Annotated in this window: 9 protein-coding genes; 2 read left to right on the forward strand and 7 right to left on the reverse strand. The window is 36.1% G+C overall.

Features of this window, described 5'->3' with window-relative positions:
- Positions 1–21: 21 nt before the first annotated feature.
- Together A9G41_RS00865 and A9G41_RS00870 are read right to left on the reverse strand one after the other, a co-directional pair.
- Positions 22–1995 (reverse strand): MacB family efflux pump subunit, encoded by a 1974-nt coding sequence (locus tag A9G41_RS00865; RefSeq protein ID WP_065583231.1) that lies wholly within the window; start codon positions 1993–1995, stop codon positions 22–24.
- Position 1996: 1 nt separating this feature from the next.
- Complete coding sequence (locus tag A9G41_RS00870) at positions 1997–3184, reverse strand: efflux RND transporter periplasmic adaptor subunit (protein ID WP_065583230.1); 1188 nt, start codon at positions 3182–3184, stop codon at positions 1997–1999.
- A 269-nt stretch (positions 3185–3453) separates the two neighbouring features.
- Between A9G41_RS00870 and A9G41_RS00875 the strand changes: the two genes are divergently transcribed.
- The gene (locus A9G41_RS00875) at positions 3454–3711 is read left to right on the forward strand and encodes a YfhL family 4Fe-4S dicluster ferredoxin (protein ID WP_065583331.1); all 258 of its coding nucleotides are present in this window, start codon (positions 3454–3456) and stop codon (positions 3709–3711) included.
- On the opposite strand, the gene ispH is transcribed toward A9G41_RS00875, so the two are convergent.
- From ispH to folE, 5 genes are all read right to left on the reverse strand, one after another.
- Positions 3712–4659 carry a 4-hydroxy-3-methylbut-2-enyl diphosphate reductase gene (gene ispH, locus A9G41_RS00880; RefSeq protein WP_065583229.1) on the reverse strand — a complete coding sequence of 316 codons (948 nt, stop codon included), beginning with the start codon at positions 4657–4659 and terminating at the stop codon, positions 3712–3714.
- Position 4660: 1 nt separating this feature from the next.
- Entirely contained in the window at positions 4661–5131 is a 471-nt protein-coding gene (gene lspA, locus A9G41_RS00885) for a signal peptidase II (protein ID WP_065583228.1), read from the reverse strand.
- Between the two features lie 112 nt (positions 5132–5243).
- Positions 5244–8051 carry an isoleucine--tRNA ligase gene (gene ileS / locus A9G41_RS00890; protein WP_065583227.1) on the reverse strand — a complete coding sequence of 936 codons (2808 nt, stop codon included), beginning with the start codon at positions 8049–8051 and terminating at the stop codon, positions 5244–5246.
- Between the two features lie 36 nt (positions 8052–8087).
- The gene (ribF, locus tag A9G41_RS00895; RefSeq protein ID WP_065583226.1) at positions 8088–9026 is read right to left on the reverse strand and encodes a bifunctional riboflavin kinase/FAD synthetase; all 939 of its coding nucleotides are present in this window, start codon (positions 9024–9026) and stop codon (positions 8088–8090) included.
- Positions 9027–9204: 178 nt separating this feature from the next.
- A complete protein-coding gene (folE, locus tag A9G41_RS00900) occupies positions 9205–9864 on the reverse strand; it encodes a GTP cyclohydrolase I FolE (protein WP_065653580.1) in 660 nt (219 codons plus the stop codon).
- Between the two features lie 188 nt (positions 9865–10052).
- Between folE and polA the strand changes: the two genes are divergently transcribed.
- Positions 10053–12827 carry a DNA polymerase I gene (polA, locus tag A9G41_RS00905; protein WP_065583225.1) on the forward strand — a complete coding sequence of 925 codons (2775 nt, stop codon included), beginning with the start codon at positions 10053–10055 and terminating at the stop codon, positions 12825–12827.
- The last annotated feature ends 269 nt before the right edge of the window (positions 12828–13096 follow it).

Raw genomic sequence — 13096 nt, forward strand, 5'->3', positions numbered from 1 at the left:
TTTTTTATTATAAGAATATGATTATTCTCTTTCTAAAGCATGAATAGGATCAAGCTTAGCAGCTCGTCTTGCTGGAAAGTAGCCAAAGATAATGCCAATTATACTGGAGCAACTAAATGCGGCAATAATGGCAAGAATGGAAAAACTCATAGCAAATGACGTAACAACAGCATTAAAAACAAACCCAATAGCAAATGAAAGTAAAATACCTATTGTTCCACCAATTAGGCAAACTAATACTGCTTCGATCAAAAATTGTTGTAGTATATCACTTGAACGAGCACCAACCGCCATACGTACACCAATTTCGCGAGTTCTTTCGGTGACCGAGACTAACATGATATTCATCACCCCAATACCGCCAACAATAAGTGAAATTAGCGCAATAGCTGAAACCAATAGAGTCATTACCCGAGTTGAGGAATTAATTGTTTCTCGTATATTGTCTGAGTTAAAAATATAAAAGTCTTTTGTGCCATGCCTTTTTAACATAATTTGATTAATAGCTTGCTCAGCAACCGATAGATCAACATTATCGTTAACGCGTACCGTAATACTTTTTAATGACGTTTGCCCAACCATACGATTAATAACTGTGGTATAAGGTAACCAAATATTTAAACTCTCATTGCTACCAAACCCTTGTTGTTGTTTGGTAGCAATACCAATTATTCTTACTGGTAATTGTCCCACCATTAAAATTTTTCCAATAGGATTTTGATTGGCAAATAATCGTTTAACCGTATTTTCATCGATTACCGCATCTTGTGTGGAAGCAATAATACTTGTTTCATCGAAAGATTTCCCCTGTGTAATATTATAGCCACGAACGGCAAAAAATTGCTCACCAACACCATTTACAGTTCCTATTACAGCAAGGTTGTTAATTCGAAAATAGACACTGGTTGCAAGGTTTGGGGTCGTACTATGAACAAAGCTTTGTTGAGCTAAAAAATCCGCATCAGATGAGCGCAATGTAGTGATTTTATCCGCATTGCGATCACCAAATCCCGATCCGGCATAAATTTCTAAAGTACTCGTTCCTAATGAATTAATATTAGATAAAATTTTTTGTTTGGTACCTTGACCTAACGCAACAACTGACACCACAGAGGCAATACCAATTATAATACCTAACATAGTTAAAATAGTTCGTAACCGTTGTGAGACCATCGATAAAATAGCCATTTTAAACGCATCACGAAAACGATAATATTTTGCCCAGAAATTATCTTGCGTTTTAGTCGCTTCGATCTGCTTAACTTGGCGATTAGCATTGCAATTTTGTTCAGATTGGTAATTTTGGTTAATTGAATCAGAAACAATATTCCCGTCACTAATTTCAACAACTCGCTGGGCACTTTTAGCAATATTTGTATCGTGAGTAACAATAATAACCGTGTGACCTTGTTGGTGTAATTCTTGTAATATTGCCATCACTTCTAAACCACTTTTACGATCGAGGGCTCCTGTTGGTTCATCAGCTAAAATAATTTGTCCACCATTAATTAAAGCTCGACCAATACTGACTCGTTGTTGCTGTCCTCCCGATAACTGGCTAGGTTTATTATCTATTTTGTCGGCAAGCCCTAAACGGGTTAAAATTTCATTCGCTCTTTTTTGTCGTTGCTCGCTGGTAATACCCGCATAAATAGCAGGAATTTCTACATTTCCACGTGCGGTTAGTGCATTTAATAAATGATAACGTTGAAAGATAAAGCCAAAATGCTCACGACGTAATTCAGCTAGCTCATCAAGGGATAACTTCCTTGTTGCGCGTCCACTAATAGAGTAAGTCCCTGAGGTTGGTTTATCTAGGCAGCCTAAAATATTCATCAAAGTGGACTTTCCAGATCCTGAAGCCCCAATAATAGCTACCATTTCACCAGCATTAATTGTCAGATTGATGCCTTTAAGAACTTGTATGGTTGAATCTCCTGCAGGAAACTCACGAACAATATTCTCAAGCTTGATAAGCGGTATATTATTCCCCATGTTAGAATCGAATCCTTGGTGATCTTGCATTATTGCCTATTGAAGCGCCATTAGCACTACTGACCACAACAATATCACCTTCTTTAATACCTGATTTTATTTCAACATTGATATTGTTATCGGCACCCAAAATAACCTCACGCTCTTCAATTTCTTTATATTTATTTAACAGATAAATAACCGCTTTATTTTTGTCTAATTTTTTTTGGATTGCTTGAGAAGGAATAGTTAGCACATCTTTTGCTTCGGACAAAACGATATAAACTTGCGCTGTCATTGAAATTCTTAAAATATGATCGGGATTATCCACATCAAATAACCCATTGTAATAAATTGCACTTTTTGTGGATGATGAGCTTGACGAGGTTGCCTCTGTATTAATCGAGTCTGGCGCAGGCTCGATTGCGCGCAGAGTTAAACCATCAAAACGCCTATTAGGTTGACCTAAAATAGTAAAATAAACTGGCATTCCTTTTTTAACATTAACCACATCAGCTTCAGAAATTTGTGCCTCAATGGTCATTTTATCAAGCTGAGCTACTTTAACTATGGTTGGTGCACTTTGCACGGAGTTAACTGTTTGCCCTTCATCGACTGGAATTGCGACAATTACACCATCAATAGGTGAGCGAATTTTAGTATATCCTAAGTTCACTTTCGCTGTATCTACAGCAACTTGTGCTTTAACAATATCGGCATCAAGTGCTGCAATATCGGCTTTAATTACATCAAGCTCGGCTTTTGCTGCATCCAAATCAGATTGAGCACCAACGCCTTTATTAACTAACTTGCGATGGCGATCATAAGTTAATTGATAGTTAATTAATTTCGCTTTTTTAGCTTCACGCTGTGCTTCTAAACTATTGAGTGATGCTTCTGATTGTTTTAAATCATTACTTTGTTTAAGATCGTCAATCTCGGCAATCATATCGCCTTGTTTAACTTCATCACCCAATTCAACATAAAGCTTTTTAATTTGACCTGAAACTTGAGCACCAACACTGACTTGTTTAAATGCACTAATTGTCCCATCTGCTAGGACTGTTTTTTCAATATTGCCTTTTGTTGCTGGTGACGTAATATAATTAACTGTCGTTTGCGAAGAGAAAAAAATTATTTTTGTAATATAAATAATTGCAAAAGTAATGACGGCTATGAATAAATACTTTTTTTTAAAAAACTTTAACAATCTTTTTCATCCTTATGTTTTGTTATTATTTTTTAACCATTGTATCGCAATAAATAAAAATGAAATTGATAACTATTATTAATAAATTGTAATAATTATGAAAATTATCTAATATAAATTATCTATTTTATACTACAACGCATATTTTTCTGAAACTTTTTTACAATAATTGAACGACCCAATCAGCCATAATGTGATCTTTATTCTGATTTATTCGCGATTGCGCTATAATGGCGCAAATTTCTAGAGTTGATGAAGATAACAAAGCAATGGCACTAAAAATAACATCAAAATGTATCAATTGTGATATGTGTGAGCCTGAGTGCCCAAACGAGGCTATCTCAATGGGCTTTGACACATATGAAATCGATCCGAATAAATGTACGGAATGTGTGGGTTATTATGATCATTCTACATGCCAGTGTGTTTGCCCTATTCAAAATGCAATTATTGCCGATCCTCAACACGTTGAAACACAAGAGCAATTACTCGTAAAATTTGAGCGACTTAAAGCTATTACTAAATAATCAGCTAGATTTAACATCGATGCGTAATTCTTTAGGAATTTCAAACGTGATATTTTCTAAAATGCCATCCGTTTCAATGAGTGATGTACAACCAAGAATTTTTAAGTGATCAATGACTTGCTGCACTAAGATATCGGGGGCAGAAGCACCAGCGGTTACCCCTATCGTATGCGCATTTACTAACCACTCTTTTTGGATGTCTGAAGCAAAATCAATTAAATAAGCCTGTTTACTGTTGCGTCTAGCAAGCTCTGCTAGACGATTTGAATTAGATGAATTTTTAGAACCGACGACCAAAACAATATCTGCGCATGAGGATAGTTGTTTTACCGCTTGTTGGCGATTGGTTGTGGCATAGCAAATATCATTTTTACGTGGACTACGAATATCAGGAAAACGTTTTTTTAAAGCGACAATGATCTCGGCAGTATCATCAACCGATAAAGTTGTTTGAGTGGTAAAGCAAAGGTTATTTTCGTTTTTTACTTGTAGTTTTTGTACATCATCGATCGATTCGACTAAATAAATACCACCTTCAGGGTTATTATACTGCCCCATTGTCCCATCAACCTCAATGTGACCAGCATGACCGATTAAAATAACTTCTTCGCCACGATAACTAGATCGAGCAACTTCCATATGTACCTTAGTCACAAGTGGGCAAGTCGCATCAAAAACACGCAATTTACGTTGTTTTGCTTCTTCTCGAACGGCTTTAGATACACCATGCGCTGAAAATATAAGAATCGTGTTATCGGGGACTTCATTAATATCTTCAATAAAAATAGCACCTAATTCTTTTAGGCGATTGACAACGTAACGATTATGTACAACCTCGTGGCGGACATAAACGGGTGCGCCAAATAATTCTAGTGCACGTTCAACAATGGTGATAGCACGATCAACACCGGCACAAAATCCACGCGGGTTAGCTAAAATAATTTGCATGTTATGCCGTCTTCTTCGGTTTTTTGTAACTACAGAAAATAAATAAGCCAATACCAGCACAAATTGCACAGTCAGCAATATTAAAGGTTGGATAATGCCAATTACCAAAGTTGACATCTAAAAAGTCAACCACAAAACCATGGTAAATACGATCAAATAAATTACCAAATGCTCCTCCCAGAATCAGTGATAATGAAAGGTTCTCTAATTTTTGTTTACGACTATTGCGATATAACATGTGCATAATCACGACACTGATTATCAAAGCAAAAACAGCAAGCATTGTACGTTGACCTTCAAAAATGCTAAAGGCAGCCCCAATGTTGCGGACATAAGTGATCGAGAAGAAGGGTAGAAGGTTTACTGATTCAAATAACGAGAAGTTATTTATAATCCAAAATTTACTTGTTATATCAATGATAAAAACAATGATTGCAAATAATAACCAGTAAAGTCCGTTATCTTTTTTCATATAATTTATGCTCATTATTATATTTCCGCCGACAATCGTCGGCGGGAAAGGTACTAAGTTGCTATAGGGATCGCTATAGCTGATTTTGTGCGTTAAATGGCTTTATTATTGCTTATGCAAAATACCTTATCTCGCCATTGCCATGGATGTTTTCCTCACAACGCTTACATAAATGTGTTGTTGGTTCATTATCTGTTGTGTAGTGCCAACAACGAGGACATTTATCGCCTTGTGCTTTGGCCAACTCAATTTTCAGTCCTTGAATATCACTTTGTACCGCGTTTTCTGGTGCTGTTTGTAATGGTTTAACACTAGCTTGTGATGTAAGTAAAACAAAACGTAACTCGTTTTCTAAGTTAGCTAATGTTGTAGCAATCTCTTCATCAGCATAAAGAGTAACATCCGCTTCAAGAGCACCACCGATTACTTTATCATTACGACCTTGTTCAAGTACTTTATTCACTTCGCTACGAATTGTTAAAATTTTCGACCAGTATTCACTATTCAAGATTTCATTATCCGATAATGCAAATAATGCGCTATACCATTCATCTTCAAAAACGAATTCTTGTTTTTCTGCTGCTGGTAAGTATTGCCAGATTTCATCTGCAGTAAATGATAAGATCGGAGCAATCCAGCGAACCATCGCTTGAGCAATATGATATAAAGCGGTTTGACAACTGTGGCGTGCAATACTATCACTTTTGGCTGTGTACTGACGATCTTTAATGATATCTAAATAAAATGATCCCATTTCGATTGAACAAAATTGCATAATGCGTTGTACAACTTTATGGAAATCATAATTTTCATATGCCTGAATAATGTGTTCTTGTGCTTCTTTCGCCATGCTCACCGCCCAGCGATCAAGTACAACCATATCATCTGGCTTAACCATATCGGTCACTGGATCAAATCCATTTAAATTCGCTAGCAAAAAGCGAGCAGTATTACGAATACGACGATAGCTATCCGCCGCTCGCTTGATAATTTCATCTGAATAACTCATTTCACCCGAATAATCGGTAGATGCAATCCATAAACGTAAAATATCGGCACCAAGCTTATTCATCACTTCTTGGGGGGTAACGATATTACCGAGAGATTTAGACATCTTACGACCTTGTCCATCAACCACAAAACCATGAGTAAGTACTTGCTTATAAGGTGCTTTGTTATCAATTGCAGTAGATAACATTAACGAAGACATAAACCAACCACGATGTTGATCTGAACCTTCTAAATATATATCGGTATCATGACCTTCGAATTCTGGACGAGCGCGAACCACCGATGAAAAAGTAGATCCCGAATCAAACCAAACATCTAACGTATCAGGAACTTTACGATAATCATCAGCATCTGGACCGAGAAGATCTTTAATGTCCGCATCCCACCAAGCTTGAATGCCATCTTTTTCAACTAGCTTAGCTATTTTTTCAATTAAAGCTAATGTGTCTGGGTGAAGTTCCTCAGTCTCTTTGTGTACAAACAATGTCATAGGTACACCCCACGTACGCTGACGAGAAATACACCAGTCTGGGCGATTAGCAACCATAGTTTCAATGCGCGCTTGCCCCCAATCCGGGATCCAACGCACTTGTTTAATTTCTTTTAATGATTGCAAGCGCAAATCTTGTTTTTCCATGCTAATAAACCATTGCGGTGTCGCACGAAAAATAACGGGTGTTTTATGGCGCCAACAACATGGATAGCTATGTTCAATATTTTCAAAGTGTAATAATGCATTATGTTCTTTTAAGATCTCAACAACGGCTTTATTCGCTTTAAATACAAATAACCCGTCTAAGCCTGCACCTGTTCCTGGCAAGTAACAACCATTACCACCAACTGGATTTGCCACTTCAAGACCATATTTTTGACCGACCATAAAGTCTTCTGTACCATGTCCGGGTGCGGTGTGTACTGCACCAGTACCAGCATCAATAGTAACGTGATCACCAAGTACAACTGGCTCATCAAAATCAAGAAATGGATGTTTAAAACGCAATAACTCAAGGGCATCACCATGACAGTTACCTAACACTTTCCATTCTCTGATATTGGCGCGTTGCATCACAGACTCAACTAAATCAGTTGCTAAAATTAAGCACTCTTTATCATTGATTTGAACAAGTTGATATTCAAAATCAGCATTTAAAGCTATCCCTCGGCTAGCTGGTAATGTCCAAGGGGTGGTTGTCCAAATAACAGCATAAATGGTTAAATTAGTATTGATACCAAATTTATTTGCTACGGCTTGATTATCAACAGCTTTAAATCTCACATCAATGGCAGGCGATGATTTATCATAATATTCCACCTCAGCTTCAGCCAAAGATGACATACAATCCGTACACCAATAGACGGGTTTGGCACCTTTTACTAAATGGCCATTTTTTATAACGTTACCTAAAGTGCGGATAATATTTGCTTCCGTATTATAGTCCATTGTACGGTAAGGATTTTGCCAATCACCCAATACACCCATACGGATAAAATCCGCCTTTTGTAGTTCAACTTGTGAAGCCGCATAATCACGGCAAATTTGGCGAAATTCAGCAGACGAAACTTTAACCCCAGGTTTACCAACTTGCTCCTCAACTTTTTGCTCAATCGGTAAACCATGACAGTCCCACCCAGGGATATAAGGTGAATTATAGCCACTCAATCCTTTTGATTTGATAATAATGTCTTTAAGGATTTTATTAACGGCATGACCAATATGTAATTTCCCATTGGCATAAGGAGGACCATCATGCAAAATAAAGCTTTTTTTGCCTTTTTTCGCAGAGCGAATTTTGCGATAAAGTTCTTTATCGTACCAATTTTGTAACATTGCTGGTTCGCGCTTAGCAAGATCGCCTCGCATAGGAAACCCTGTTTCAGGTAGATTCAATGTATTTTTATAGTCTGTCATGCTGATTTATTCCAGTTAAATTTGTTGATACTACTTTTAATTGGTTAATTGTGCACTGATATTTTTCGCAGTGCAAACATCTTGTGTAATTTGTTGTTTTAATTCTGCTAATGAATCAAATTTTTTCTCATCGCGTAATTTTTCGATGAATGTTATGTCTAAATATTGTCCATAAATATCATCCGAAAAGTCAAATATATTCACTTCTAAAATCGCCTTTTTTCCATTAATGGTTGGTCTTAAACCAATATTGGCAACGCCATCATAAAGTTGATTATTACAAATATTTCTAACTTTAACAAAATAGACGCCTTGTAGTGCAGGCTTTTTTCGGTGTAAGTGAATATTTGCGGTTGGAAAACCTAATTGTCTTGCCAAAGCATTACCATGTATTACGCGACCTTGAATGGTATAATCTCGACCTAAAAGACAATGAGCCAATTTAAAGTCGTTATTTAAAAGTGCTTGGCGCACAGCAGTGCTACTAATACGAAAATTATTCCAAACGAATGTTGGCATACTTTCGACGATAAAATCGTTGGTATGTGCATATTGCTGTAAAAGGTTTATATCTCCTTTACGGTCAAATCCAAATCGAAAATCATCACCAATGGCGATATATTTAGCTTGTAGCTCATTAATCAACCAATCTTGAATAAAATGATTCGCTGACATGTGAGCAAATTTTTTTGTAAATGGAATTGCGAGAATATAGTCAACACCAAATTTTTCAATAAAAATGACTTTTTCCTGAAATGAAGTTAACCGTGAGGGCGCATTATTTTGTGTAAAAAACTCTAACGGTTGTGGCTCAAACAACATAACAACTGTAGGCAAGTTTCGTTTTTTACCTTGTTTAATAATATGGTTAATTAACTGTTGGTGCCCTAAATGAACGCCATCAAAATTTCCCAAGGTTAAAACACATTGAGAGAATTGATTTTTTAAATTAGTTATACCACGGATAATCTTCATGAAAACAATGTTATTTATATTAAGTAACCAAGAATTATACCAATCTTTATTGAAGATGCACGAAATATAAAGCTAGGTATTGCGGTTTTCTATCGAGCTTTTTGTACTAGTTTTGGCAACAGCTTGATTGTTGACCAGTGTCTAAAACTTAATTAGCCAAATATAACCATTAGTAAGATCAGTAATGATTAAGTGCCCGTAAAAACTCTTGTCTTGTGCTTGGATTAGTTTTAAATCCACCACCAAGCGCAGTAGTTGTTGTGATGCTACTAGAGTCTTTAATTCCTCTTGCTTTTACACAGTAGTGGGTGGCGTCAATTGAAACAGCAACATTGACCGTACCAAGCAAAGTTTGTAGAGCCACTAAAATTTGCTGGGTTAACCGTTCTTGTACTTGGGGACGCTGTGAAAAAAACTCAACAATGCGATTGATTTTAGACAGGCCAATTACTTTATCTTTTGGAATATAAGAAACCGTTGCTTTACCGTCTATTGTTACAAAATGGTGCTCACATACACTAGTTAATGTAATGTCACGAACGGTAATCATCTCATCCACTTGCATTTTATTGTCGATTAACGTAATTTTCGGAAAATTTTCATAATAAAGGCCAGAAAAAATCTCATCAACATACATTTTTGACACACGATGAGGGGTCTGAGCAAGGCTGTCATCTATCAAATCAAGTTCCATTAATTTCATAATTTCACGAAAATGAGCCTCGATTTTTGCTTTACGCTCATTATTATTCATAGCTAGATGGCATGATGGAGTTTCAAGATTTTTGGCTGCTAGTGCATCTTTGACTTTTTGCGCGGCAAGACTTAATACTGTCATTTATCAAATACTCAGGTGAAATTGAATACAATATTATATAACACTTGTTGTGCAATACATAGTTTTTTGCTGAAACGTCTAACTAACCTGAAATATCTTTACATTATATTATCTATGATGATAAGAATATTATGACTAATTAGGTTATACTGTCAGTTATTATATAGCATAACGTTTAGGTAACTATAATGCCAAATAACACACCAATTATTTTAATTGATGGATCTTCTTATCTTTACCGTGCTTTTTTTGCATGCCCTCCGTTAACTAATGCCAAAGGTGAACCAACAGGCGCTATTTTTGGCGTCATTAATATGATTCGTAGCTTGTTAAATCAATACGATCCGACACATATTGCTGTTGTATTTGATGCTAAAGGCGGATCGTTTCGTAACGAAATTTATAGTGAATATAAAGCTACTCGTGAAGCGATGCCTGAAAATCTTCGCCCACAAATTGAGCCTATTCATACCATTTTAAAAGCGATGGGACTACCACTGCTTTGTGTTGAAGGTGTTGAAGCAGATGATGTAATTGGTACATTGGCTAGGCAAGCAGAAAAGGCAAATCTTGAAGTCTTGATTAGTACTGGCGATAAAGATATGGCGCAGTTAGTAAGCGATAAAATTACACTTATTAATACCATGAATAATACCATTCTTGATTCAAAAGGTGTCATGGAAAAATTTGGTGTTCCACCAGAAAAGATGATTGATTATTTAGCGTTAAGAGGTGATTCTTCCGATAATATTCCTGGTGTGCCTGGAGTAGGTGAAAAAACAGCACAAAGTTTATTATCCCAATTTGATGGCGTAAAAGATATTTATAATCGATTAGATGATGTTGAAAAATTGGCTATTCGAGGAGCTAAATCCTTAAAACAAAAATTGATTGATAATCAGAATGATGCTGAACTTTCTTATCTATTAGCAACAATCAAAACGGATGTTAAATTAGATTTTACCAATGAACAATTATTGATCGGAAATATTGACGTTAATGCGTTAATTGAGTTATTTAGTTATTATGGTTTTCATCGTTGGCAAAAAGAATTAATTGCAGGTACCTTCCTAAAGCAACAAAAAAATATGGTTGTCGAGATTGAAGATGATTTATTTTCTCAAGAACAACCTACAGCAACTTTGCAAAAAAATGAAACCGATTACCAGTGTATATTAACCAATGAACAACTCGATGAATGGATAACCAAATTAAGCAACAGCAAGCAATTTGCTTTTGATACCGAAACGGATAATGTTGATCATGTGCACGCTAAATTAGTTGGTATCTCATTGAGTGTTGAACCTTACCAAGCGGCTTATATTCCACTTGCTCACCAATATTTAGGTGTTCCAAAACAGCTTCCTCTCAATGATGTTCTGGCTAAATTGAAACCAATACTTGAAAATCCAGAAATAAAAAAAATCGCTCAAAATGCAAAATTTGATTACAGCGTATTGGCCAACTATGGCATAACCGTTCAAGGTATCGCATTTGACACTATGCTTGAATCTTATGTACTAAACAGTACTGAACGTTATGATATGGATAGTTTGGCCAATCGCTATTTGAACCACAAGACGATTACTTATGATGAATTAACTAAATTTGATAAAATTCAAGTTACTATTGATGCTATTGAGGTAGAAAAAACCACACAATATGCTGCGGAAGATGCCGATATTACATTGCAATTGCATCATAAGTTATGGCCAACTCTTGAAAAAAACCAAAAATTAAAAAAACTATTCACTGATATTGAAATGCCACTTGCTATTGTAATAGCTGAAATGGAAAGAACAGGCGTTCTGGTGGATGCTAAATTATTAAATAAGCATTCAGCTGAGTTGAATAACAAATTGAACGAAATTCAAGAAACGTTACAATTGTTAGCAGGTGAAAAATTTAACCCAGCATCACCTAAGCAAATTCAAGTCCTTTTATTTGATAAGCATCAATTACCAGTACTCAAAAAAACGCCCAAAGGCGATCCTTCAACTAGTGAAGAGGTTTTGAGAGAGCTAGCTAATCAATATGAGCTACCACGCATGATTTTACTTTATCGTAGCTTAGCTAAGTTGAAAAATACGTATACTGATAAATTACCATTAATGCTTAGCCCAGTTGATCATCGGATACACACTAATTATAACCAAATTGGTACGATAACAGGACGATTGTCTTCAAATGAGCCTAATTTACAGAATATTCCTGTTCGCAATGAAGAAGGTCGTCGAATTCGACAGGCATTTATTGCACCAACAGGTTATAAGATTATTTCTGCCGACTACTCACAAATCGAATTGCGTATCATGGCACACTTATCGCAAGATAAAAGTTTACTTGATGCTTTTTCTCACAACAAAGATATTCATCGTGTCACAGCTAGCGAAATTTTGGGAAAATCTGAATCTGAAGTAACTTCTGAAGAGCGAAGACGAGCAAAAGCCGTTAACTTTGGGCTAATTTATGGTATGAGTGCATATGGCTTATCAAAACAAATTAATATTGCTCGAAAAGAAGCCCAATTTTATATCGATCGCTATTTTGAACGCTATCCAAGTGTTCAAACGTATATGGACGAAATCCGCCAACAAGCGACAGAACAAGGTTATATTGAAACGCTATCTGGTCGACGATTATATCTACCTAAAATTAAATCAGGAAGTGGCATTGAACGCCGAGGAGCTGAACGAGCCGCCATTAATGCGCCAATGCAAGGTACGGCGGCTGATATCATCAAAACAGCGATGATTAAAGTAAGTGAATGGATTAAAAGCCTGCCTATAGGTAATATTAGGATGGTGATGCAAGTCCACGATGAACTCGTATTTGAAGTAAAAGAGGAATTGATTGAACAGTATCAAACTCAAATAAAATCAATTATGGAAAATTGTTATCAGCTATCTATACCATTAAAAGTGGATGTCGGCGTGGGCGATAATTGGGATGAAGCACACTAATGAGGCTAGATCAGTACTAAATAAATTAGCTTTAACTTAAATAAAATGGCTAAATGTTAATTTTATACTGAAACACATGCTTTTCTGAAACTTTTTTACACAGCATGGTTTAACTTTCTAACATTAATGGCACTATTGCCGAAACCTTTCGGCGTGTTAGAATAGGTAACTAAATCAAATTTATATCAAAATGTTATTCTGTCAGAGCAACAGGCAGAATAAGAAAAGGGAGCGTAAGCCACAGTCTGGTTAATGAGGCGCTCGTTTTT

The sequence above is a fragment of the Gilliamella sp. Nev5-1 genome (assembly GCF_001690895.1).
GTDB classification, from domain to species: Bacteria; Pseudomonadota; Gammaproteobacteria; order Enterobacterales; family Orbaceae; genus Gilliamella; species Gilliamella apicola_C.

What these genes read in the sequence shown, in the direction of transcription:
- lspA (WP_065583228.1), bottom strand. Translation starts at nt 5,131, where the DNA reads ATGAAAAAAGATAACGGACTTTACTGGTTATTATTTGCAATCATTGTT.
- folE (WP_065653580.1), bottom strand. Translation starts at nt 9,864, where the DNA reads ATGACAGTATTAAGTCTTGCCGCGCAAAAAGTCAAAGATGCACTAGCA.
- A9G41_RS00865 (WP_065583231.1), bottom strand. Translation starts at nt 1,995, where the DNA reads ATGGGGAATAATATACCGCTTATCAAGCTTGAGAATATTGTTCGTGAG.
- polA (WP_065583225.1), top strand. Translation starts at nt 10,053, where the DNA reads ATGCCAAATAACACACCAATTATTTTAATTGATGGATCTTCTTATCTT.
- ribF (WP_065583226.1), bottom strand. Translation starts at nt 9,026, where the DNA reads ATGAAGATTATCCGTGGTATAACTAATTTAAAAAATCAATTCTCTCAA.
- ileS (WP_065583227.1), bottom strand. Translation starts at nt 8,051, where the DNA reads ATGACAGACTATAAAAATACATTGAATCTACCTGAAACAGGGTTTCCT.
- A9G41_RS00875 (WP_065583331.1), top strand. Translation starts at nt 3,454, where the DNA reads ATGGCACTAAAAATAACATCAAAATGTATCAATTGTGATATGTGTGAG.
- ispH (WP_065583229.1), bottom strand. Translation starts at nt 4,659, where the DNA reads ATGCAAATTATTTTAGCTAACCCGCGTGGATTTTGTGCCGGTGTTGAT.